General features: G+C 69.6%; 17 protein-coding genes, 2 tRNA genes and 2 pseudogenes. 3 read left to right on the top strand and 18 right to left on the bottom strand.

The window, feature by feature from the left end:
- Positions 1-19: 19 nt before the first annotated feature.
- From BFF78_RS27865 to BFF78_RS27820, 10 genes and pseudogenes are all read right to left on the bottom strand, one after another.
- The gene (locus BFF78_RS27865) at positions 20-1519 is read right to left on the bottom strand and encodes a CYTH and CHAD domain-containing protein (RefSeq protein ID WP_069780911.1); all 1500 of its coding nucleotides are present in this window, start codon (positions 1517-1519) and stop codon (positions 20-22) included.
- 124 nt (positions 1520-1643) lie between these two features.
- On the bottom strand, positions 1644-2843 hold the full coding sequence (rodA, locus tag BFF78_RS27860) for a rod shape-determining protein RodA (RefSeq protein ID WP_069780910.1): 1200 nt from the start codon (positions 2841-2843) through the stop codon (positions 1644-1646).
- A 31-nt stretch (positions 2844-2874) separates the two neighbouring features.
- Positions 2875-5097 (bottom strand): annotated as a pseudogene (gene mrdA, locus BFF78_RS27855) (penicillin-binding protein 2); the annotation flags it as partial.
- A 116-nt stretch (positions 5098-5213) separates the two neighbouring features.
- Positions 5214-5891, bottom strand: a complete 678-nt coding sequence (gene mreD, locus BFF78_RS27850) for a rod shape-determining protein MreD (RefSeq protein WP_069780909.1) — start codon at positions 5889-5891, stop codon at positions 5214-5216.
- Between the two features lie 14 nt (positions 5892-5905).
- Entirely contained in the window at positions 5906-6850 is a 945-nt protein-coding gene (gene mreC, locus BFF78_RS27845; RefSeq protein ID WP_069780908.1) for a rod shape-determining protein MreC, read from the bottom strand.
- A gap of 176 nt (positions 6851-7026) precedes the next feature.
- Positions 7027-8046: a rod shape-determining protein gene (locus BFF78_RS27840; RefSeq protein ID WP_031158632.1), complete on the bottom strand. Its 1020-nt coding sequence runs from the start codon at positions 8044-8046 to the stop codon at positions 7027-7029.
- A gap of 313 nt (positions 8047-8359) precedes the next feature.
- Positions 8360-8773, bottom strand: a complete 414-nt coding sequence (gene ndk, locus BFF78_RS27835; protein WP_069780907.1) for a nucleoside-diphosphate kinase — start codon at positions 8771-8773, stop codon at positions 8360-8362.
- A gap of 61 nt (positions 8774-8834) precedes the next feature.
- The gene (locus BFF78_RS27830; RefSeq protein WP_069780906.1) at positions 8835-9197 is read right to left on the bottom strand and encodes a DUF4233 domain-containing protein; all 363 of its coding nucleotides are present in this window, start codon (positions 9195-9197) and stop codon (positions 8835-8837) included.
- Positions 9198-9204: 7 nt separating this feature from the next.
- Entirely contained in the window at positions 9205-10746 is a 1542-nt protein-coding gene (folC, locus tag BFF78_RS27825) for a bifunctional tetrahydrofolate synthase/dihydrofolate synthase (protein ID WP_193433549.1), read from the bottom strand.
- Positions 10747-10905: 159 nt separating this feature from the next.
- Positions 10906-13527 (bottom strand): valine--tRNA ligase, encoded by a 2622-nt coding sequence (locus tag BFF78_RS27820; protein WP_069780905.1) that lies wholly within the window; start codon positions 13525-13527, stop codon positions 10906-10908.
- Between the two features lie 137 nt (positions 13528-13664).
- On the opposite strand from BFF78_RS27820, the pseudogene BFF78_RS27815 reads away from it, so the two are divergent.
- Positions 13665-14671: pseudogene (locus BFF78_RS27815) on the top strand (hypothetical protein).
- 74 nt (positions 14672-14745) lie between these two features.
- Here the strand turns inward: BFF78_RS27815 and clpX are convergent.
- The 5 genes from clpX to BFF78_RS27790 all read right to left on the bottom strand — a co-directional run bounded on the left by clpX (position 14746) and on the right by BFF78_RS27790 (position 19483).
- Positions 14746-16032 carry an ATP-dependent Clp protease ATP-binding subunit ClpX gene (gene clpX, locus BFF78_RS27810; RefSeq protein WP_069780904.1) on the bottom strand — a complete coding sequence of 429 codons (1287 nt, stop codon included), beginning with the start codon at positions 16030-16032 and terminating at the stop codon, positions 14746-14748.
- A 171-nt stretch (positions 16033-16203) separates the two neighbouring features.
- On the bottom strand, positions 16204-16869 hold the full coding sequence (locus BFF78_RS27805; protein ID WP_069780903.1) for an ATP-dependent Clp protease proteolytic subunit: 666 nt from the start codon (positions 16867-16869) through the stop codon (positions 16204-16206).
- A 69-nt stretch (positions 16870-16938) separates the two neighbouring features.
- Positions 16939-17544: an ATP-dependent Clp protease proteolytic subunit gene (locus tag BFF78_RS27800; protein WP_069780902.1), complete on the bottom strand. Its 606-nt coding sequence runs from the start codon at positions 17542-17544 to the stop codon at positions 16939-16941.
- Between the two features lie 295 nt (positions 17545-17839).
- Entirely contained in the window at positions 17840-19228 is a 1389-nt protein-coding gene (tig, locus tag BFF78_RS27795) for a trigger factor (RefSeq protein WP_069780901.1), read from the bottom strand.
- A 178-nt stretch (positions 19229-19406) separates the two neighbouring features.
- Positions 19407-19483: transfer RNA gene (locus BFF78_RS27790), tRNA-Pro, on the bottom strand.
- 150 nt (positions 19484-19633) lie between these two features.
- Between BFF78_RS27790 and BFF78_RS27785 the strand changes: the two genes are divergently transcribed.
- A tRNA-Gly gene (locus BFF78_RS27785) sits at positions 19634-19704 on the top strand.
- Between the two features lie 1212 nt (positions 19705-20916).
- Here the strand turns inward: BFF78_RS27785 and BFF78_RS27780 are convergent.
- Both BFF78_RS27780 and BFF78_RS43720 read right to left on the bottom strand, forming a co-directional pair.
- Entirely contained in the window at positions 20917-21162 is a 246-nt protein-coding gene (locus BFF78_RS27780) for a hypothetical protein (protein WP_069780900.1), read from the bottom strand.
- A 103-nt stretch (positions 21163-21265) separates the two neighbouring features.
- Entirely contained in the window at positions 21266-21460 is a 195-nt protein-coding gene (locus tag BFF78_RS43720; protein ID WP_079161510.1) for a hypothetical protein, read from the bottom strand.
- Positions 21461-22001: 541 nt separating this feature from the next.
- Between BFF78_RS43720 and BFF78_RS27775 the strand changes: the two genes are divergently transcribed.
- Entirely contained in the window at positions 22002-23108 is a 1107-nt protein-coding gene (locus BFF78_RS27775; RefSeq protein ID WP_418346693.1) for an acyltransferase family protein, read from the top strand.
- On the opposite strand, the gene BFF78_RS27770 is transcribed toward BFF78_RS27775, so the two are convergent.
- Positions 23098-23559 carry an HD domain-containing protein gene (locus BFF78_RS27770; RefSeq protein WP_069780898.1) on the bottom strand — a complete coding sequence of 154 codons (462 nt, stop codon included), beginning with the start codon at positions 23557-23559 and terminating at the stop codon, positions 23098-23100. The genes BFF78_RS27775 and BFF78_RS27770 overlap by 11 nt on opposite strands.
- Positions 23560-23722: the final 163 nt, after the last annotated feature.

Below are 23722 nucleotides of genomic sequence, written 5' to 3'. Positions count from 1 at the left end.
GAGAGGCTCCCCCGAACGCTCAGACGCTCGCCCCGGACCTGATCTCCTTCCACAGGCCGGGCAGGTCCGCCTCCGCTTGCGTCGCCCGGGCCTCCTCCCGCCCGTAGAGCACCCCGTATGTGAACGCGCTCTCCCCTGCCGCGTGCGCCACCGCGGACAGCTCGCGCAGGGTCAGCCGGGTCATGACGCTGTCCTGGTGCTCGCCGAGGAGGGTGGTCAGGGACTTCATGGCCTTGGTCAGGGAGCGGGCCGGCTTTCCGAGGGCCGCGGTGGCCGCCTCGGCCGCGTACCGGGTGCGCTTGGCCTTCTTGCGAGCCTCGTGCACGGCGACGTCGCGGTCCTCGCCGGGCGGGGCGCCGAGCGCCTGCTCGACCAGGGCGGACAGCGTCGCCATGTCCTTGTCCAGGGCCTTGGTCAGCACTTTCTCCGGCTGTTTGGCGGCGGCCTTCCGCAGCGGCGGCTCGGCGAGGAGCGTGTCGAGGGTGTCGAGCAGGGTCAGATAGCGGTGGGAGTCCAGCACCCCGGTCAGATGGGACTGGGCGCCGCCGTGCCGGGCCTCGGCCCAGGCCGCGAGGCGTTCCCGGACGGGGCCGGTGACCAGGGCGGGCGGGACGCCGTCGAGGGCGGCGGTCAGCCGGTCGGCCATCACCTCCTGGTCGCGGCCCACGCCCAGCTCGCCCGCGAGCCACTTCAGCTCGGCCCCGATGGGGTCGGTGACGGTGCGGTCGAGGACGGAGCGGAAGCTGCGCAGGGTGCTGCGGGCGCGGCGGGTGGCGACCCGCATACGGTGCACGGAGTCGGGCACGTCGCGGCGGACGGCGGGGTCGAGCTCGACCAGTACGTCCCGCTGGACGCGCAGATAGGCGAGCACATGGTCACCGGCCGTCACGGGCGGCGCGGGCTCGGCCTTCTCGCGGCGGTGCCCCGAGGTCTGCTCCAGGGCCCGGGCGAGTTTCGACGGCGACTTCGAGGGGCGCACGCCCGCCTTGCGCAGCCTTTTCTCCACCCGGTCCAGGAAGGCGGGGTCGCCGTCGTCGGCCAGTTCCACCTCGATCTCGGTCCACTGGGTGGCCCCGCCTCGGCCGCCGAGGCGCTCGGCGCTGACGGTGTCGACGCTCGCCTCGGCCAGCAGGGTGCCGTCGGCGTCGACGAGGTGGCGTACATCGCGGGCGGAGCGCAGCCGGACCAGGGGGACCAGCTCGGCGCCGCGGACCCGGGAGCGGACGAGGGCGGCGATCTCCTCGGGGACGGTGTCGGAGAGCGGGGCGCGGATCTCGTCGCGGACGCCGGGTGCGACCGGGAACTTCAGATGCCAGCCGGCGTCCGAGCCTCCGGTGCGGCGGCGCAGGGTGAGGGCGGCGTCGGCCAGGCGCTCGTCGGGGGTGTCGTAGTAGACGGCGTCGAGTTCCATCAGGCCCTTGTCGAGGACGGCCGCCACTCCGCCGACGCCGGTCAGGTCGGGCAGGCCGCTGTCGTCGGACTCGTACTTGCGCTCGATCTCGCGTTTCGCATCCGCCATGAATTGAATCTAGTGGCCTGCGGGGCGGTGCGGCAGGGGCCGTTCCGGGTGAATGGCCGGAAAATTCCCGTCATCCACCTGGTGAACGGCCACCCGAAGGGCCCTGGCCGAAGCGCCGGAGGCCCTACGCCGACATCGGTCTCTGCACCTTGATCGACTGCAGCAGGCCCACAGCCACCCAGACCGCGAACATCGACGAGCCGCCGTACGACACGAACGGCAGGGGCAGACCGGTGACCGGCATGATGCCGAGGGTCATGCCGATGTTCTCGAAGGCCTGGAAGGCGAACCAGGCCACGATCCCGGCGGCCACGATCGTGCCGTACAGCTCGGTGGAGTCGCGGGCGATGCGGCAGGCCCGCCACAGCACCACGCCCAGCAGGAGGATGATGAGGCCGGCGCCGAGGAAGCCCAGCTCCTCCCCCGCCACCGTGAAGACGAAGTCCGTCTGCTGCTCGGGCACGAACTGGCCGGTGGTCTGTGAGCCGTGGAAGAGGCCGGCGCCGGTCAGGCCGCCGGATCCGATGGCGATGCGGGCCTGATTGGTGTTGTAGCCGACGCCGGCCGGGTCCAGGTCCGGGTTGGCGAAGGCGGCGAAGCGGTTGATCTGGTACTGGTCCAGGACGTGCAGCTGCCAGATGGCGATGCAGCCGAGCACACCGGTCAGGAGCAGACCGAAGATCCAGCGGTTGGAGGCGCCGGAGGCGAGCAGCACGCCCAGGATGATGGCCACCATGGCCAGGACCGTGCCGAGGTCGGGCATGAGCAGCACGATCAGGATCGGTACGGCGGCCAGGCCCAGCGACTGCAGGACCGTGCGGTGGTCGGGGTACGGCTTGTCCCCGGCGTCGACGCGGGCCGCCAGTATCATCGCCATGCCCAGGATGATCGTGATCTTCACGAACTCGGCGGGCTGGAGCGAGAAGCCGCCGCCGAACACGATCCAGTTGCGGCTGCCGTTGATGGTGGCGCCGAGCGGGGTGAGCACGAGCAGCACCCCGAGCAGCGAGATGCCGTAGAGGATCGGCACGGCGTTGCGCAGGGCGCGGTGGCCGAGCCAGATCGTGCCGATCATCAGGGCGAACCCGATGCCGAGGTTCATCAGGTGCCGTACCAGGAAGTAGTACGGGTCACCCTGGTTGATCTCGGTGCGGTTGCGGGTCGCCGAGAACACCAGCAGCGAGCCGAGCAGGGACAGCGCCAGGGCCGACAGCAGTATCGGCCAGTCCAGCCGCCGGGTCAGGGAGTCGCGGGCGAACATCCTGGTCCAGCCCGCCCGCTCGGGGCCGTACCCGGAGACGGAGAAGCTGTTCGCGCCGGTCATGAGGGCATCCTCCGGCTTCCCCGTCGGGGGTCCTGCGTGGTCGCCTGCGGGTGTTGCGGTTGCCCGTGGTGGGCGAGGGCGAGGTGGCGGGCTGCTGGTCGCCGCCGTTGCTGGGGTTGTTCTGCTGGGAGGCCTCGGCGTCCTTCGCCGGGTCGCCGGCAACCTTCGGGGCGTCGATGGTGCCGTCCGTGCGGACCTTCGGCAGGCCCTGCTGCGGCTCGGGCAGCAGCGCCCTCTTGTTGTCGATGGAGCCGTCGCCCTGGACGCCGTAGAGCGCGCTGTAGATGTTGCGCACGGCCTCACCGGCGGAACCGGAACCGGTACCTGCCTGGGAGATCGTCATGATCACCGAGTAGTCCTTGGAGTACGTGGCCAGCCAGCCGGTGGTCTGCTTGCCGTAGACCTCGGCGGTACCGGTCTTGCCGTGCAGCGGGATCTTGTTCTGCGGCCAGCCGTTGAACTTCCACGCCGCCGTACCGCGGGTGATGACGCCCGCGAAGGCGTCGTCCATGCCCTTGAGGGTGGCCTGGCTGACCGGCAGCTTGCGCTGCACCTTGGGCTTGATCTCCTGGACGCTCTTGCCGTCGGGGCTGATGATCGCCTTGCCGATGGTCGGGACGTACTCGGTGCCGCCGTTGGCGACGGCGCCGTAGATCATCGCCTCCTGGATCGGCGTGACGAGGGTGTCGCCCTGGCCGATGGAGTAGTTGATCTCGTCACCCTCGCGCATCTTGTTGCCTTCGAGGCAGTTCTCGTAGGCGATCTTCTCGACGTAGGAGCCGTCCTTCTTGCCGGACTTGCACCAGGCGTCCTTGTTGGCCTTCCAGTAGTTCAGCTTCCACTGGCGGTCGGGGACGCGGCCGGTGACCTCGTTGGGCAGGTCGACGCCGGTCTCCTTACCCAGGCCGAACTGGTGGGCCGTCTTGAAGAACCAGTCCTTCGGCTGGCCCTTCTTGGGATTGATACCGCCGTCCTTCTTCCACTCCCGGTCACCGAGGCCGTAGAAGACGGTGTCGCAGGAGACCTCCAGGGCGCGGCCGAGGGAGATCGGGCCGAAGTTCTCGCCCTCGAAGTTCTTGAAGACCTGGCCGCCGACCGAGTAGGAGCTGGTGCAGGGGTAGCCGCCGTCCCAGGGGTAGCCGGCCTGGACCGCGGCGGCTGTGGAGACCACCTTGAACGTCGAACCGGGGGCCGCCTGACCCTGGATGGCCCTGTTGAGCAGCGGGTAGTCGGAGTCCTTGCCGGTGAGGGCCTTGTAGTCCTTGGCGGAGATGCCGCCCACCCACACGTTCGGGTCGTAGGTCGGTGCCGAGGCCATCGCGACGATCCGGCCGGTCTTGGCCTCCATGACGATGACGGCGCCGGAGTCGGCCTTGAAGTTCTCGCCGGTGTTCTTGTCGAACTGCTGGCGGGCGGCCTTCATCGCCTTGTCCAGTTCGTACTCGGCGACGCGCTGGACTCGGGAGTCGAGGCTCGTGACCAGGTTGGAACCCGGCTCGGCGGCGTCCGACTTGGCCTTGCCGATGACCCGGCCGAGGTTGTCCACCTCGTAGCGGGTGACGCCGGCCTTGCCGCGCAGCTCCTTGTCGTACTCCCGCTCCAGGCCGGAGCGGCCCACCATGTCGGAGCGCAGATAGGGCGAGTCGGTGTCCTTGGCCTTCTGGATCTCGGCGTCGGTGACGGGTGAGAGATAGCCGAGCACCTGTGCGCTGTTGGACTGGCCCGGACCCGGATAGCGGCGCATGGCCTCGGGCTGGGCGGTGATGCCGGGGAAGTCCTCGGAGCGCTCGCGGATCTGCAGGGCCTGCCGGGGCGTCGCCTCGTCGGTGATCGGGATCGGCTGGTACGGCGAGCCGTTCCAGCACGGCTGGGGGGTCTTGGCGTCGCACAGCCGGACCTTCTGGATGACGTCCTCGGGCTTCATGCCGAGGACACCGGCCAGCTTGGTCAGGACGGCCTTGCCGTCGTCCCGCTGCTTGAGCAGGTCGGTGCGGGAGGCGGAGACGACCAGGCGGGTCTCGTTGTCCGCGAGGGGCACACCGCGGGCGTCCAGGATGTCGCCGCGCACGGCGGGGTCGACGACCTGCTGCACGTGGTTGCCGGAGGCCTCCTTCTGGTACTGGGCGCCCTGGCGGATCTGCAGATACCACAACCGGCCGCCAAGCGTGCCGAGCAGGGAGAGGACGAGGATCTGGATCACGACGAGCCGGATCTGGACCCGTGGGGTCCGGCCGGTCTCGGGGATGTTGGTCACTGCGGTTGTCTCCCCCTCTCAGTGCGCAAATGCGAGTGCACGTACGAATGATGAACGACCAGTCTGTGAGCCCGCGTTCCGCGCAGGCTGACCCGTTCGGGTGAATTCCCCGGCACTCACAGCCGCTTGACCCCCTTGATCCGGCCGACGCGCGCGGAGCGGGTGCGGGCCTTGGCCTTCAGCGCGCCGAGGCCGCCGCGCTGGCTGCCGATGCGCAGGCCGGTGCCGGAGGAGAGCCAGCCGGTGGAGATGTCACCGGCCTTGGCTGCGGGGCCGGCCTCGGCGAGCGGGTCGTTGTCCGAGCGGCGGGCCAGCCACATGATCCCGGGGACCACGAACGGGGCGAGCAGCAGGTCGTACAGGGCGGCCGAGAACAGCAGCCCGGGCAGGCCGACATGGCGGGCGGCGGTGTCCCCGACCAGGGCGCCGACGCCCGCGTACAGCAGCGTGGAGCCGATCGCGGCGGCGACCACGACGGCCATCGGGCCGGTCGCGGACTTCAGGCGGCCGTTCTCCGGCTTGATGAGCCCGGCGCAGTAGCCGATGACGCACAGCACGAGGGCGTAGCGGCCGGCCGCGTGGTCGGCGGGCGGGGCGAGGTCGGCGAGCAGGCCGGCGCCGAAGCCCACGAGGGCGCCGCCGACATGGCCGTACACCATGGCGAGGCCGAGGACGGTGAGCAGCAGCAGGTCGGGGACGGCGCCCGGCAGATGCAGGCGGGCGAGGACGCTCACCTGGATCACCAGGGCCACGACGACCAGCGCGCTGGAGAGCAGGATCCGGTTGAGGCGCATGGAAAAGTCAGCTCCTACTGCTGCTGGCGGCCGGTCGTGTCGTTCGGGTTGGCCGAGGGGGTCACCGTGACGGTGACCGTCGGCGTCGGGGTCGGTTTGGGCTTGGCCGGCAGGACCTCGTCGCGCGGGTCCTTCTTCGGGGCCTGGACGACCACGCCGACGATGTCGAGCTTGGTGAAGCCGACGTACGGGGTGACGTAGATCGTGCGGGTCAGGCCGCCGTTGGAGGGGTCGATGCGGGAGACCACGCCGACCGGCACGCCGGGCACGAACGGGCGGTCGGCCTCCGAACCGAAGGTGACGAGGCGGTCGCCCTTCTTCACCTCCGCCTGGCCGTTGAGCAGTTCCACGCGCAGCGGGCGGTCGCCCTGCCCGGAGGCGAAGCCGAGTTCGTCGCTGCCCTCCATGCGGGTACCGACGGTGAAGTCGGGGTCGTTGGCGAGCAGCACGGTGGAGGTGTCGGGACCGACCGTGGTGACCCGGCCGACCAGCCCGTCGCCGTTGAGGACGGTCATGTCGCGCTTGATGCCGTCGTTGGCGCCGGCGTCGATGGTGATGGTCCAGGAGAAGCCCTGCGCCGCTCCTATGGCGATGACCTGGGCGCCCTTGATGCCGTACTGGCCCTGGCCGGCGATCTTCAGCATCCGGTCGAGCTGGCTCAGCCGGCTGCGGTTGCGGTCGTCGCTGCCGAGTTTCGCCTTGAGGGCCGCGTTCTCCTTCTCCAGCCGGGCGAGCCGGTCGTGCCGGCCGCCGGAGTCGCGGATCGCGGAGACGGCGTTGCCGACCGGCTCGACCGCCGAGGACAGTCCGCTCTCGACGGGGCCGAACACCGCGGCCGCGGCCTGCCGGGCGCCGTCGACCGGGGAGTTCCTGCCCCCGCGGATGTCCACCGTGATCAGCGCGAATGCGATGGCGACCAGCAGGACCAGGAGCAGCCGGCTCTCTTTCGTGTCCCTCACGTGCGGCGGCCGTGCCCTTCCTCTAATAGGAATTCGGGAGCCCCTTGGCGGTCGCGCTACGCGTCCGAATCGCGAAACGCAAACCCGAGGGGCCCATTTGTGGGAGCTTATGCCTCTAATCAACGATCCGCCGCACGAGAGGAGAACGTCTCGTACGGCGGAATCGAAGAGTTATGTCATCTGCGCGGCTGGGCGTCCAGGACCTGCTGCAGCGCCTCGAACTCCTCGACGCACTTGCCGGAACCGAGCGCGACGCTGTCCAGCGGGTCCTCGGCGATGTGGATCGGCATCCCGGTCTCCCGGCGTAGCCGTTCGTCGAGGCCGCGCAGCAGGGCTCCGCCGCCGGTCAGAACGATTCCTCGGTCCATGATGTCGCCGGACAGCTCCGGCGGGCACTTGTCGAGGGTCGTCTTGACCGCGTCGACGATCGCGTTGACCGGCTCCTCGATCGCCTTGCGGACCTCGGCGGCCGAGATCACGACGGTCTTCGGCAGCCCGGACACCAGGTCCCGGCCGCGGACTTCGGTGTGCTCGTCGGCGTCGAGGTCGTACGCCGAACCGATCGTGATCTTGATCTGCTCGGCCGTGCGCTCACCCAGCAGAAGGCTGTACTCCTTCTTGATGTACTGGATGATCGCGTTGTCCAGTTCGTCGCCCGCGACCCGGATGGACTGGGCGGTGACGATGCCGCCGAGCGAGATGACCGCGACCTCCGTGGTGCCGCCGCCGATGTCCACCACCATGTTGCCCGTGGCCTCGTGGACCGGCAGGCCGGAGCCGATGGCGGCGGCCATGGGCTCCTCGATGATGTGCACCTGGCGCGCACCCGCCTGGGAGGACGCCTCGATCACGGCGCGGCGCTCGACGCCCGTGATGCCCGAGGGCACACAGACGACGACCCGCGGCCGGGCGAGATACCGCCGCTTGTGGATCTTCAGGATGAAGTAGCGGAGCATCCGCTCGGTGATCTCGAAGTCGGCGATCACGCCGTCCTTCAGCGGGCGGACGGCCACGATGTTGCCGGGCGTCCGGCCGATCATCTTCTTCGCTTCGGCACCGACCGCGAGGATCCCACCCGTGTTGGTGTTGATCGCGACGACGGACGGCTCGTTGAGTACGATTCCGCGACCCCTGACGTACACCAGCGTGTTGGCGGTCCCGAGGTCGACAGCCATGTCACGGCCGATGAACGACATTGAGTTCCCCATCCGGATTCATCTGGCCTTCCTGCACGTTTGAGGGCATGTCAGGACGGCGAGGCGGGTGCTGTGACGTGAAGGCTTCCATCGTAAACGCGCCTGCACGAACACTGCGCGAGGGTCTCCGCCATTGTCACCAGATGGCGGCCCGCCCCGCTTGTGGAGACGGTCCATCGGAGGCACGCGTTCCCCCGATCTGCAAGGCATATGCCAAGGGACGGCCGGAAATATACGGCCGTCCCTGGTCAAGCGCCACCCGGCAGATCTGACGCCTCCTCAGAAAATTTAGCGAAAACTCAAGCCGCTCGGCTCACGCCCGGCCCGGGAAGAAGATCTTCACCTCGCGCTCGGCGGACTCCTCGGAATCGGAGGCGTGGATCAGGTTCTCGCGGACGATCACGCCGTAGTCGCCGCGGATGGAACCCGGCGCCGCGGCGATCGGGTCGGTCGGGCCGGCCAACGCGCGCACGCCCTCGACGACCCGCTCGCCCTCGACGATCAGCGCGACCACGGGACCGGAGGACATGAACTCGACCAGCGGCTCGTAGAAGGGCTTGCCGACGTGCTCGGCGTAGTGCTGCTCCAGCGTGGCGCGCTCCAGGGTGCGCAGCTCCAGCGCGGTGATCTGCCAGCCGGCCTTGCGCTCGATACGGCTGATGATCTCGCCGGTCAGGCCCCGACGGACGGCGTCGGGCTTGAGGAGGACGAGGGTGCGCTGGGTCACGAGGTGCTCCTAGTTCTGCGTGTGCGGTGGGATGAGGTTACAGGGCGTGTCCGGGCGCCCCTTACGCAGCGTCAGCCGTGGAGGAGCCCGACTCGGCCTGCGCGGCGAATCTGGCCTTCGCCTCGTCCACCTTTCTGCCGAAGTGCACCGATGCCCACCACAGCGCCGCGAAGACCACACCCAGGAAGTACATGGTCGGCACGAAGACGCCGGAGGCGATCAGCGCGAGCTGCAGGGCCCAGCCCAGGGCCACCCCGCCGGGCCGGGTCACCATGCCGCACAGCAGCACGGACAGGAGCATGGCGATACCGCTGACCAGCCACACCGTGGAGAGCGACAGGTTCGGGTCCTTCATGGCGACCAGCCCGGCGAACCCGATGACGAAGAACTCGCCGATCAGGGTCGAGGAGCACAGCGTACGCATGCGCGGATCAGCCCTTCCCCAGGAGCAGGCGGGCCTCGCCCACCGTGATGACCGAGCCGGTGACCAGCACGCCACCGCCCGCGAACTCGCTCTCCTCCTCGGCCAGCGTGATCGCGGCCTCCAGGGCGTCCGGCAGCCGCGGCTCGACCTGCACCCGCTCCTCGCCGAACACCTCGACGGCGATCGCGGCCAGCTCGTCCGCGTCCATGGCCCGGTGGCTGGAGTTCTGGGTGACGACGACCTCGGCGAAGATCGGCTCGAAGGCCTCCAGCAGGCCCCGTACGTTCTTGTCGCCGCTCGCGCCCACGACGCCGATCAGCCGGCTGAAATCGAACGCCTCCTGCACCGCGTCCGCGGTCACCCGGGCGCCCGCCGGGTTGTGCGCCGCGTCCAGCACGACCGTCGGGGAGCGCCGTACGACCTCCATGCGGCCCGGCGAGGACACGGCCGCGAAGGCCTTGCGGACGGTGTCGATGTCCAGCGGCTCGGCACGCTGGGCGCCGACGCCGAAGAACGCCTCCACGGCGGCGAGCGCGACGGCCGCGTTGTGCGCCTGGTGGGCGCCGTACAGCGGGAGATACACCTCGGGGTACTCGCCGCCGAGGCCGCGCAGGGTGAGCAGCTGCCCGCCGACGGCGACCTGCCGGGCCACGACGCCGAACTCCAGGCCCTCGCGGGCCACGGTGGCGTCCACCTCGACGGCCTTCTTCAGCAGCACCTGCGCCGCGTCCACCGGCTGCTGGGCCAGGATCACGGTCGCGTCCTGCTTGATGATCCCGCTCTTCTCACCGGCGATCTCCGCGGAGGTCTCGCCGAGGCGGTCGGTGTGGTCCAGGTCGATGGGGGTGATCACGGCGACGTCACCGTCGATGACGTTCGTGGCGTCCCAGGAGCCGCCCATGCCGACCTCGACGACCGCCACGTCCACCGGGGCGTCCGCGAAGGCCGCGTACGCCATGCCGGTGAGGACCTCGAAGAAGGACAGCCGGTACTCCTGCTGTCCGTCCACCATCTCGATGTACGGCTTGATGTCCTGGTACGTCTCGATGAACCGCTCGGCGGAGATCGGGGCGCCGTCCAGGCTGATCCGCTCGGTGATCGACTGCACGTGCGGGCTGGTGTAGCGGCCGGTGCGCAGCTCGAAGGAGCCGAGCAGGGCCTCGATCATGCGGGCGGTGGAGGTCTTGCCGTTGGTGCCCGTGATGTGGATCGAGGGGTACGAGCGCTGGGGGTCGCCGAGGACGTCCATCAGCGCGGAGATGCGGCTGACCGAGGGCTCCAGCTTGGTCTCGCCCCAGCGGGTGGCCAGCTCCGCCTCGACCTCGCGCAGGGCCCTGTCGACCTCGGGGTCCTCGGGCCGCGTGGGTACGTCGGCGTGCGGCTGCCCGCCCTGGGTGCGCAGGGTGCGGCTGCCGGCCTCGATGACCGCGAGGTCGGGGTCGCGGGTGGTTTCGGCTTCGATGATGTCGTCGAAGCTGTCGAGGGGGTCGGGCTGGTCGGTGCCGTTCGGGTCGCTCACGGTGCCCAGTCTACGGAGCGGCACTGACATAGGTGGGCGAAGGGCCCCGGAGCTGTTCGGTTCCGGGGCCCTTCGGTTGCCGACGGTGGGTTTCCGCTCGCCACGCCGGTGGGTGCCGCTGCGCCCACCCGTACCGCCTGGGGATCCCCCAGGCCCTTGAGGCACTGGGGGAGGCACGACTGCCCGCGGCTATGCGGGCAGCCGGTCCAGCTGGGCGGTGATGCGGGCGATGTCCTCCTCGGCCTTGGCCAGGCGCGTGCGGATCTTGTCCACCACGTTCTCCGGGGCCTTGGCGAGGAACGCCTCGTTGCCGAGCTTGGCCGTGGCCTGGGCCTTCTCCTTCTCGGCGGCGGCCAGGTCCTTGGCGAGGCGCTTGCGCTCGGCGGCCACGTCGATCGTGCCGGAGAGGTCGAGGGCGACCTCGGCGCCGGCGACCGGCAGGGTGGCCGTGGCCGTGAAGGACTCGCCCTCCGGCTGCAGGCGCAGCAGCTGGCGGATGGCGGCCTCGTGGGGCGCCAGGGCCGTACCGTCCAGGGTCAGGCGGGCCGGGACGCGCTGGCCCGGCTGCAGGCCCTGGTCGGCGCGGAAGCGGCGGACCTCGGTGATGACCGACTGGAGGGTCTCGATCTCCCGCTCGGCGGCCGCGTCACGGAAGCCGGAGTCCTTGGGCCACTCGGCGATGACGACCGACTCGCCGCCCGTCAGGGTGGTCCAGAGGGTCTCGGTGACGAACGGGACCACCGGGTGCAGCAGCTTGAGGGTGACGTCGAGGACCTCGCCCAGGACGCGCTGGGAGACCTCCGCCGGCTCGCCGCCCGCCTGGAAGACGGTCTTGGAGAGCTCGACGTACCAGTCGAAGACCTCGTCCCACGCGAAGTGGAAGAGGGTGTCGGAGAGCTTGGCGAACTGGAAGTCGTCGTAGTAGGCGTCGACTTCGGCGACGACCGAGTTCAGGCGGGAGAGGATCCAGCGGTCGGTCGCCGACATCTTCGACGGGTCCGGCAGCTCGCCCTCCACCGTCGCGCCGTTCATCAGCGCGAAGCGGGTGGCGTTCCAGATCTTGTTGGCGAAGTTGCGGGAGCCCTGGACCCAGTCCTCGCCGATCGGGACGTCGACGCCGGGGTTGGCGCCACGGGCCAGGGTGAACCGGAGCGCGTCGCTGCCGTACTTGTCCATCCAGTCCAGCGGGTTGACCGCGTTGCCGAAGGACTTCGACATCTTCTTGCCGAACTGGTCGCGGACCATGCCGTGCAGGGCGATGGTGTGGAACGGCGGGGTGCCGTCCATCGCGTACAGGCCGAACATCATCATCCGGGCGACCCAGAAGAAGAGGATGTCGTAGCCGGTGACCAGGACGGAGTTCGGGTAGAACTTCGCGAGCGACTCGGTCTGTTCGGGCCAGCCGAGGGTGGAGAACGGCCACAGGCCGGAGGAGAACCAGGTGTCGAGGACGTCGGTGTCCTGGTGCCAGCCCTCGCCGGTGGGCGCCTCGTCGTCGGGGCCGACGCACACGACTTCCCCGCCCGGTCCGTACCAGACCGGGATCCGGTGGCCCCACCACAACTGGCGCGAGATGCACCAGTCGTGGAGGTTGTCGACCCAGTCGAAGTACCGCTTCTCCATCTCCTGCGGATGGATCTTGACCTTGCCCTCGCGGACGGCGTCGCCGGCGGCCTTCGCCAGCGGGCCGACCTTGACCCACCACTGCATGGACAGGCGGGGCTCGATGGTGGTCTTGCAGCGCGAGCAGTGGCCGACGGAGTGGACGTACGGCCGCTTCTCGGCGACGATCCGGCCCTCGGCGCGCAGCGCGGCGACGATGGCGGAGCGGGCCTCCAGGCGGTCCAGGCCCTGGAAGGGACCGTGCGCGGTGATGACGGCGTGCTCGTCCATGATCGTGATGGACGGCAGGTCGTGGCGCTGGCCGATCTCGAAGTCGTTCGGGTCGTGGGCCGGGGTGACCTTGACGGCGCCGGTGCCGAACTCGGGGTCGACGTGGGTGTCCGCGACGACCGGGATGGAACGCTCGGTCAGCGGGAGCTTGATGAGCTTGCCGATGAGGTGCTGGTAGCGCTCGTCGTCGGGGTGGACGGCGACGGCGGTGTCACCGAGCATCGTCTCGGCGCGGGTGGTGGCGACGACGACGGTGTCGTCCCCGTCGCCGTACTTCAGCGAGACCAGCTCGCCGTCGTCGTCCTGGTACTCGACCTCGATGTCCGAGATGGCCGTCAGACAGCGCGGGCACCAGTTGATGATGCGCTCGGCGCGGTAGATCAGCTCGTCGTCGTAGAGGCGCTTGAAGATGGTCTGGACGGCCTGGGAGAGCCCCTCGTCCATGGTGAAGCGCTCACGCGACCAGGCGACGCCGTCGCCCAGGCGCCGCATCTGGCCGGAGATCTGCCCGCCGGACTCGGTCTTCCACTGCCAGACGCGCTCGACGAACGCCTCACGGCCGAGGTCGTGCCGGGACTTGCCCTCCTTGCCCAGCTCCCGCTCGACGACGTTCTGCGTGGCGATACCGGCGTGGTCCATGCCGGGCTGCCACAGCGTCTCGTAACCCTGCATGCGCTTACGGCGGGTCAGGGCGTCGATGAGGGTGTGCTCGAAGGCGTGCCCGAGGTGGAGCGAGCCCGTGACGTTCGGCGGCGGGATGACGATCGTGTACGGCGGCTTGTCGCTCTTGGCGTCGGCCTCGAAGTAACCGCGCTCTACCCAGCGCTCGTACAGCGGGCCCTCTACATCGGCCGGCGCGTACTGGGTCGGCAGTTCGGAGTCGGGCGCGGGTGGCTGCTGCTGAGCGTTCTCGGTCACGGGGGTCAGTTTAGAGGTGTCACGGGGTGGTCCCGAAACACGTTTGTTCTGTAACGGTGCGGCCCCCGGTGCCACGCGCTTTCCGGGCCTGGGCCAGGATGTCAGGAACACATAAGCGTCCTAGGGGGAACCCAGAAATGAGCAACAACCCGCCGGGCCCGTACGGCCAGCCGCCCCAGCAGCCGGGGCCCTACGGCCAGCCGGGGCAGCCCGGCCCGTACGGCCAGCCGGGGCCCTACGGTCAGCCGGGGCAGCCGGGCCCGTACGGCCAGCAGCCGCAGGCCCCGCAGCCCGGCTACGGCTACCCCCAGCAGGCGCCGCCCGCACCGCCGCAGCCGGGGTACGGCTACCCGCAGCAGGGCGGCGTGCCGCAGCAGCCGAACCCGTACGGCCAGCAGCCGGGTCCCTACGGCCAGCAGCCCTACGGCATGCCTCAGCCGCCGCAGGCGGGCGGGGCAAGAAGAAGACGGGGCTGATCATCGGCGCGGTTGCCGTGGTGGCGGCTGTGGCGGTGGGGGCGTACCTCGTTCTGAGTGGCGGCTCGTCCGGCCTCGCCGACGACGGTCCGCACAAGCTGACAACACCGGCGAAGGTACTCAACACCTACAACCGGGCCTCCAAGGACGGCGGCAGCGACTCGTCCACCACGCAGGACCTGGCGAAGAGCGGGGTCAAGAACGGCACTGCCGTCTTCGCTGCCTACTCGACGGCTGACCTCAGCGGTTACGACCCGAGCGACCCTTCCACCATTCCGGACAGGTCGAAGCTCCTCACCGCCAAGGGTCTGCAGGTCATCGGGGCCTACGGCAAGATCGACGACCCCAAGGCGGCGCTGGACGCGTTCTTCGCCGACATAAAGAAGAAGTTCCAGGAGAGCAACTCATCCGGTGGCACCGCGTCGTCCAAGAGTCAGCTGGTGGGCGAGCCTGTATCTGTCGACATCGACGGTGCGGTCATGAAGTGCCAGGCCGCGACGGGCGCCAACATCCTCACCAAGCGGCAGCAGACGAACTGGTTCTGCGCCTGGGCCGACTACAGCACGATGGCCATGGTCTCCCCCGGTGACAACATGGCCGACGTGTCGAAGGACACCGCCGCAGACCTCACCAAGAAACTCCGTACGGAGATTCGTGTCGCGAAGTGACGAATCCCTGAGATGACGACAAGGGCCCCGGTCGCTCGACCGGGGCCCTTGTCGCATGCGTGACGGGCGGCTGATTATGCCGACTTCTGCTCGCCCGAACCCCGCCCCCGCGCATCCCGCGGGATCAGCGTCGGGTTGACGTTGGAGAGGACCACGTCCGCTGTGATGACGACTCGGGCCACGTCCTTGCGGGACGGGACCTCGTACATCACGCCCTGGAGGACTTCCTCCATGATGGCGCGGAGGCCCCGGGCGCCGGTCTGGCGGAGGATGGCCTGGTCGGCGATGGCCTCCAGGGCCTCGCGCTCGAAGTCCAGCTCCACGCCGTCGAGTTCGAAGAGGCGCTGGTACTGCTTCACGAGCGCGTTGCGGGGTTCTACCAGGATCTTCAGCAGTGCCTCGCGGTCCAGGTTGTGGACCGACGTGATCACCGGAAGACGGCCGATGAACTCCGGGATCATGCCGAACTTGACCAGGTCCTCCGGCATGACGTCCTCGAAGACGTCCTTGGCCTCCAGCTCGCGCTTGGACAGGATCGTCGCGCCGAAGCCGATGCCCTTCGCGCCCGCCCTCGCCTCGATGATCTTCTCCAGGCCGGCGAAGGCACCACCCACGATGAACAGGACGTTCGTCGTGTCGATCTGGATGAACTCCTGGTGGGGGTGCTTGCGGCCGCCCTGGGGCGGGACCGAGGCCGTGGTGCCTTCGAGGATCTTCAGCAACGCCTGCTGGACGCCCTCGCCCGATACGTCGCGGGTGATCGAGGGGTTCTCGCTCTTCCTCGCGACCTTGTCGATCTCGTCGATGTAGATGATCCCGGTTTCGGCCTTCTTGACGTCGTAGTCCGCCGCCTGGATCAGCTTCAGGAGGATGTTCTCCACGTCCTCGCCGACGTAGCCCGCCTCCGTGAGCGCCGTCGCGTCGGCGATCGCGAACGGCACGTTCAGCATGCGCGCCAGCGTCTGTGCGAGGAGGGTCTTGCCGGAGCCCGTGGGGCCCAGCAGGAGGATGTTGGACTTCGCCAGTTCGATCGCGTCGTCACGGCCGCTCGCGCCGCCGTTCTCGCCCGCCTGGACCCGCTTGTAGTGGTTGTACACCGCGACGGAGAGGGCTTTCTTCGCCGCCTCCTGGCCGACCACATAGCCCTCGAGGAACTCGTAGATCTCGCGGGGCTTGGGAAGCTCCTCCCAGCGCACCTCGCTGGTCTCCGCGAGCTCTTCCTCGATGATCTCGTTGCAGAGATCGATGCACTCGTCGCAGATGTACACACCGGGCCCTGCGATGAGCTTCTTGACCTGCTTCTGGCTCTTGCCGCAGAACGAGCACTTGAGCAGATCGCCGCCGTCACCGATGCGTGCCACGGTGTGCTTCCCCTTCGCCTGGGAGACGCCCGGACGCTTTCGAGTCCAGCGGCTCCTGGTGCTGCCTTATGTCCGACGGTACCTTGCCGGGCCCGGTGTTCGGGCCCCCCTTGGCAGGGTTCACTTTGACGTGCACCGTGCCAAGGGGGGCTCGGAGTATGCCGTTCCGCGTCAGCGGACCGCGGCGTTGTTCAGCTTGCGGGTGGAGATGATCTGGTCGACGAGGCCGTACTCCAGCGCCTCCTCGGCCGTGAGGATCTTGTCGCGCTCGATGTCCTCGCGGATCTTCTCGAGCGGCTGGTTCGAGTGCTTGGCCAGCATCTGTTCGAGCTGGTCACGCATCCGGGTGAACTCCTTCGCGATGATCTCCAGGTCGGAGAGCTGACCACGGCCGGTGGAGCCCGCCGGCTGGTGGATCAGCACACGGGAGTTCGGCAGCGCCATGCGCTTGCCGGGCGTACCGGCCGCGAGCAGGATCGCCGCGGCGGAGGCCGCCTGGCCCATGCAGACCGTCTGGATGTCGGGCTTGACGAACTGCATGGTGTCGTAGATCGCCGTGAGGGCGGTCATGTCGCCACCGGGGCTGTTGATGTAGATCGAGATGTCCCGGTCCGGGTCCATCGACTCCAGGCACAGCAGCTGCGCCATGACGTCGTTGGCGGAGGCGTCGTCGATCTGGACGCCCAGGAAGATCACGCGCTCCTCGAAGAGCTTCGCGTACGGGTCGTACTCGCGGATGCCCTGGGAGGTGCGCTCGACGAAGCGCGGGATGACGTAGCGGCTGTCGGGGCGGGGCCCCTCGTACATGCCGTTGGCGGCGCCGGGGAAGTTGCTCATGGGGTGTTCACCGTCCTGGTGGCGTTCTGGGGGCTTTGGTCTCGGCGGTGCGTGGCGTGGCCGGGCCGGTCAGGCACCGGTGCCGCCGCCTCCCGGAACACCCGAGGCGTGCGTGATGATCTCGTCAATGAGACCGTACTCCTTGGCCTCTTCCGGGGTGAACCAGCGGTCGCGGTCGCCGTCGCGGATGATCGTCTCGACGGTCTGGCCGGAGTGGCGCGCGGTCAGCTCGGACATGCGCTTCTTGGTGCGCAGCAGGTACTCGGCCTGGATCTTGATGTCCGAGACCGTACCGCCGAGGCCCGCGGAGCCCTGGTGCATCATGATGTCCGCGTGCGGCAGGGCGAAGCGCTTGCCGGCGGCGCCGCCGGTAAGCAGGAACTGGCCCATCGAGGCGGCCATGCCCATGGCGATCGTGACCACGTCGTTCGGGATGTACTGCATGGTGTCGTAGATCGCCATGCCGGCCGTCACCGAACCGCCGGGGCTGTTGATGTAGAGGTAGATGTCCTTGTCCGGTTCGGCGGCAAGGAGCAGCAGCTGCGCGGTGATCTTGTTGGCGATGTCGTCGTCAACCTGCTGGCCGAGGAAAATGATCCGCTCGCCGAGCAGCCGGTTGTAGACCTGGTCGCCGAGGCCACCACCGATGGAAGGCTCGCCGGCGGCGGAGGGCATCAGATTCGTCACGTATCCACCTGCTCGTCTTGCGACGGCGCCGGGCCGTCTCATTGTTCTGCCTTTCATGGACCCTAACGCGATGGTCCCTTCGGGGAATCCCGGGAAGTGACCTGTTCGCTGTGAGCGCAGGTCGCTTCGCGGGAGCGGGACCCGTCGCTTCGCAGGGGCGGGGCCCGTCGCTTCGCGGGGGCCGGGCCTGCCCCCGGAGGCCACTGTCCCCGGGTACGGCAGCGGGCCCCGGGGAAAGTCCCCAGGGCCCGCTGTACGTGCCTTACAGGCGCCGCAGGGCCGCTCAGCCCTCGGCGTTCTCCTCGGAGGTCTCCGACGCCTCGGCGGCCTCGACCGTCTCGACGGCGGTCTCGGTCTCCTCCTCGTCGTCCAGGTCGACGATCTCGCCGTTGGTGTCCTTCACCGTGGCGGCCTCGACCACGACGGCCAGCGCCTTGCCACGGGCGACCTCGCCGACCAGGAGCGGCACCTGGCCGCCCTCGACGACGGCCTGGGCGAACTGGTCGGGGGACATGCCCGAGGAGGCCGCACGCCGCATGAGGTGCTCGGTGAGCTCCTCCTGGTTGACGTTCAGCTGCTCCTTCTTGACCAGCTCGTCGAGGACGAACTGGGTCTTGATGCCCTTGACCGCGGCGTCGCGGGTCTCGGTCTCGAACTCCTCGGCGGTCTTGCCCTGGATCTCCAGGTACTTGTCGAGGGTGAGGCCCATCTGGCCGAGCTGGTGGTGCTCAAGGTTGTGCTTGCGGGTGTTGATCTCGTCCTCGAGCAGCTTCTCGGGGACCGGGACCTCGACCAGCTCGAGGAGCTTCTCCAGGACGCGCTCCTGGGCCTGGGTGGCCTGGTCGAACTGCTTCATGTTCGCGAGGCGCTTGCGGCTGTCGGCCTTCAGCTCGTCCAGGGTGTCGAACTCGGAGGCGAGCTGCGCGAAGTCGTCGTCCAGCGCGGGCAGTTCACGGGCGGCGACCTGGGTGACCTTGACGGTGACCTCGGCCTCCCGGCCCGCGGCGGAGCCGCCCTTGAGCTCGGAGGTGAAGGTGGCCTCGCCACCGGCCTCCAGGCCCTTCACGGCGTCGTCGATGCCGTCCAGCAGCTCGCCGGAGCCGATGGTGTAGGAGACGCCGTTGGCGATGCCGTCCTCCAGGACCTCGCCGTCGACCTTGGCCTCCAGGTCGATGGTGACGACGTCGCCGTCCTCGGCGGCGCGCTCGACCGGGGAGGTGGAGGCGAAGCGCTCGCGCAGCTGCTCGACCGACTTCTCGACGTCGTCGTCGGAGACCTCTACGGCGTCGACCTCGACCTCGATGCCGGAGTAGTCCGGGATCTCCAGGGCCGGGCGGATGTCGACCTCGGCGGTGAAGTTCAGCGTCTCGCCGTCCTTCAGCTCGGTGATGTCGACCTCGGGCTGGCCCAGCGGGCTGAGCTCGGCCTCGTTGACCGCCTCGGTGTAGAACTTCGGAAGCGCGTCGTTGACGGCCTCCTCGAGGACGGCGCCACGGCCGAACCGCTGGTCGATGACACGGGCGGGGATCTTGCCCTTGCGGAAGCCCTTCACCGTGACCTGCTGGTTGATCTTCTTGTACGCCGCGTCGAGGCTGTCCTTGAGCTCCTCGAAGGGCACCTCGACAGTGAGCCGAACCCGGGTCGGGTTCAGGGTCTCCACGGCGCTCTTCACGGTTCGGTCTCCTTGTGGCTGACTTCTTGGATTCTGCCGGGGCCAGACTGGTCCGGCGGATTCGCCGCCCGAAGGAGTTCGTAGGCCGAGTGGGCCGGGACACACGGGCGCGCAGCTTGCATAGTAACCGCAGCCGGTCAGCGCCCCAAAAGGCGATCATCGGGACGTCGCGAGCCGTTGGTCGGGGTGGCGGGATTTGAACCCACGGCCTTCCGCTCCCAAAGCGGACGCGCTACCAAGCTGCGCCACACCCCGTCTGGTGCGACACGTAGGGTACATGCCCCGGGCGGATCCGTCGGCCGTATTCTTCGAGGCGGGCCGCACGATCGAAGTCGTTGGCCTCGGCGGCGGGCGACCCGCTACGATGCCTCCAGTGCCGCGGTCACGGACCTGCGGCGCACTGTCGCGGGCGTAGCTCAATGGTAGAGCCCTAGTCTTCCAAACTAGCTACGCGGGTTCGATTCCCGTCGCCCGCTCCGATCGGTCGCTCCGACCGACCCAGGGCCCGGTTCCGCTTCGGCGGGGCCGGGCCCTGGCGCGTTCGGGGGGCGTGATCAGGGTGCGCTGGAGGGTCTTCGGTTCCGGAGGACGGTGCCGGTGGCGGTGGCGGTGGCGGCCAAGGCGACGGCGGCGGCCGTCAGGGCCGGCCTGCGGCACCGGTGGTGCGGGGACGGCACCGTGTCCGGCGCGGACGGGTCCGGTCCACGCAGACGGGTCCGGCGTCCGGGTGCGGTCGAACAGCGCCGCGGACACCGCCGCCGGCGAGACCGAAGGGGGGCCGGCCGACAGGGCGGCGGAACCTTGGCCGCCGGGTTCCCGGCCTCCCCCGGCGCCTGGTGCGCCAGCAGGCCAGGCAGGTGTGCGGGGCGCCTCCGCCGTCGCGGGCCAGGACGACGGTGCCGGTGGCGGCCAGGGCGACGGCAGCCGCCACCCGCGCCGGTCTGCGGCACCGGTGGTGCGGGGACGGCTCGGTGTCCGCCGCTGACGGGTCCGGCGTCCGGTGCTCGGTCGAACAGCGCCGCGGACACCGCCGCCGGCGAGACCGAAGGGGCCGCCGGCAGGGCGGCGGAACCCTTGGCCGCCGGGTTCCCGGCCTCCCCCGGCGCCAGGTGCGCCAGCAGGCGCCGTCCTACGGCGCCGGTGGTGCGGGGACGGCTCGGTGCCAAGCTCGGGCAGGCCCGGTCCGCCGCTGACGGCTCCGGCGTCCGGGGCACGGCGCGGACACCGCCGCCGGCGAGACCGAAGGCAGCCGGGCGTCGCGGAGGAAGTCCAGGAGCTTCTCGGGGGTCGGTCGGCTCCTGGGGTGTTGCTCCAGGCAGAAAAGACCCGGTTCGCCGTCTCCCGAGGGGCTCGCGCTGTCGAAGGGGCCCGCTCCGGGTGGCGGCGTACACGACGACCTCGCCGAGGAGGAAGACGTCGGTGGCCGGGCCGGCCTCATGAAGGGGGTGCTCTCCCCCGCTCTCGGCTTCGGTCGAGCGGGCGGTTTCCTCAAGCGTCGGCGGTGGTGGACTCGGCGGCGCGGGACGGCAGCGAAGTCGATGGCGCGTGGGCCGTCCGTCCTCGGCGAGCACGACGTCGGCCGGTTCAGGTCGCGGCGCGGTGGATGTCACGCACGGCCTGGGCGAGGAGGCCCGCGGCGAGTTCGCGCAGCGGTTCCGGGGGCAGCGGGCCGTGGCGGGGGACGTGAGTTACGACGTCCTCGCCGAGGATGTAGAGGCGTCCGCCACGGAGGCCGTGAAGGCGCCGCCGGCCTGGCCCGCGGTGGCCACCTCGCGGCCGGACCGGAGGCGGTACTCGTCATCGGCGGCGTGCCGGCCGTGCACGGCCTTGATCGCGAGCCGACGGCGGAGGCGGGCCGGGCGAGGCGCACCACGCCCGTGCCGACACTGCCGGCCGCCCGGCTCCACCCGGTCGGACCGGGCGAGGTGCACCACGCCCGTGCCGACGCTGCCGGCCGTCCGGCTCCGCCGGGTCTGTGGCCCATGGTGTGAAGTTGTCCAGCCTGTTCCGATCCGCGGGCCGCGGCCCCTCACCGGGTCAGAACTTGATCGAACTGATCGAGTCGGCTATCGAGTTCAGGAAGCGGTCGATGGACGGGGCCATGCCGGTCGAGGCAAGGAAGAAGCCGAAGAGGACCGCGATGATCGCGGGCCCTGCCTTGATGTTCCCTCCTCGCAGCATTACCACCAGGATGATCGCCAACAGCAGCACCACAGACAGTGAAATGGCCACAACTGATCACACCCTCGGTCGGTCCCTCTCCCGGCCCGGAGGCACGGCCCGCGCCCCCGCCAGGACCATCGTGCCACCAACCCGGCCACCTCATGCGGCCCGTGACACAACGTCGGGCACGGGACCCGGCACGGGCGACCCGCCGCACAGTAATTCGACCGGGTGCCCGCAGGCCACTTCCCGGGGAAATACGCGGCTTCGTTTCCCTCTCCACACATCCTGTTCGCAGGTAATTCGAATTGATGACGAATTGATGGCACAGAGACCCCGTATGCACCATTTAGTCTGGATGAATCGGGACATCAGGGATGAACTGACGACCCCTGTGTGCACACCATCACGTAGGCAGAGACGCCGAGTTCGGTAAATAGGCGGGCCCCGGAAGGCGTTAACCGGGAATGGCTGCGGGAGTTTTACGAAATCCATAGACGACGCTAGGGTGCCTGAGATGTTTGACGCCGCGCCGCCCCCCGGCCAGAACCGCAGGCCGCTCCCCCCGGCACAGTCGCCGGCGGACGGAGTGCCCGGTCCGCATACCCCGATGCGTGTGCCGAGGGGGCCGGAGAAGGCGGACAGACCGGGCGAACAGCGCGACGGCAAACCGCGCGACGCGTTCTTCGACAACGCCAAGTACCTGGCGATCGTGCTCGTCGCGATGGGGCACTCGTGGGAGCCGCTGAAGAGCGACAGCCGCATCCTCCAGGGCGTGTACGACGTCGTGTACACCTTCCACATGCCGGCGTTCGTCCTCATCTCCGGCTACTTCTCCCGCAGTTTCGACCTGAGCCCGGCCCGGCTCAAGCGGCTGATCACGGGCGTCGCCGTGCCGTACGTCGTCTTCGAGACGGCCTACTCGCTCTTCGAGCGCTACTTCAACCACAACCCCGGACAGGACATCAGCCTCGTCTACCCCTTCTACCTGACGTGGTTCCTGTGCGCCCTGTTCGTCTGGCGGCTGACCACGCCGATCTGGCGGCTGGTGCGGTGGCCGGTGCCGCTCGCCCTCGTGATCGCCATGCTGGCGACCGTCACCTCACACATCGGCGACGTCCTGAACATGCAGCGCCTCCTGCAGTTCCTGCCGTACTTCGTGCTCGGGCTGACCCTGAAGCCCGAGCACTTCCGGCTGGTGCGCCGCCACTCGGTGCGGATCCTGTCGGTGCCGGTGTTCGCGACCGCGCTGCTCGTCGGCTGGTGGGCGGCGCCGCGGATGAACACCGTGTGGTTCTACCGCCGTGACTCGGCGCCGGGGATGGGGGCGCCCTGGTGGACCGGTCCGGTCATGACCCTGGCGATGTTCGGCTGCGCGATGCTGCTGACCGCCTGCTTCTTCTCCTGGGTGCCGGGCCGGACGACCTGGTTCACGGCGATCGGCGCGGGCACGCTCTACGGCTACCTGCTGCACGGCTTCCTGAGGAAGGCCGGCGAATACCGCGGCTGGTTCGACGAGGCCTGGCTGCACACCCCGCTCGGTGAGGTCTTCATGACCGTCCTCGCGGCCGGCGTGGTCACCCTGCTGTGCACCAAACCCGTACAACGGGTGTTCCGGTTCGCGGTGGAGCCGCGGATGGAGTGGGCGTTCAAGCAGGACCCGGCCCAACTCGCCCGCGAGCGGCGGCTGAGGGAACACGCGAAGGTCAGCGCGTAGGACCCGGCCGGCCCGGACCGAGAAGTGCGCGCATCCGGGCGTACTTCTCGGTCAGCCGTTTCCGGGTCGGCTCGTCCAGGACCGCCAGCCGCTCCGGGTCGGCGTTGTGCGCCAGGTCGGCCTCCTTCACCAGTCGTGCGCCGTCGGTGGCGAGGATCCGCCGCGCGTACGCCTCCGGCTCCTCTCCCGGCCGCTTGGTGAGGGCGTCCACGATGGCCTTCGTACGCGCCGTCAGCGCCGCCTGTGCGAGCCACTCCCGGGTCAGCGCGTCGTCCTCGACGGCGTCGTGCAGCCAGGCCGCCGCGATCTGCTCCGCGTCCCCGCCCCGGGCGCGCACGCCCGCGGCGACGGCGGCGAGATGTTCGGCGTAGGGCCGGCCCGCCTTGTCGGTCTGCCCCTCGTGGGCGGCACGGGCAAGGACCTCGATTTCGGCGAGCGTGAGCTGTGTCATGCGTCCAGTGTCCCAACGACCGTACGGGGCACGGCTCGCGGTGTACCGGATACGTACGGCTTCGGTCCGCCGAACACGACCCCGGGACGCCGGCGGTGGCTCGCCGCAGGCGCGCGGATGGCCGGCACCGGCACGGGCGCCCGGCGGGGCGCCACGGCGGCGG

It is taken from the genome of Streptomyces fodineus (assembly GCF_001735805.1).
GTDB classification, from domain to species: Bacteria; Actinomycetota; Actinomycetes; order Streptomycetales; family Streptomycetaceae; genus Streptomyces; species Streptomyces fodineus.
This window is presented reverse-complemented; position numbering and strand designations above follow the sequence as displayed.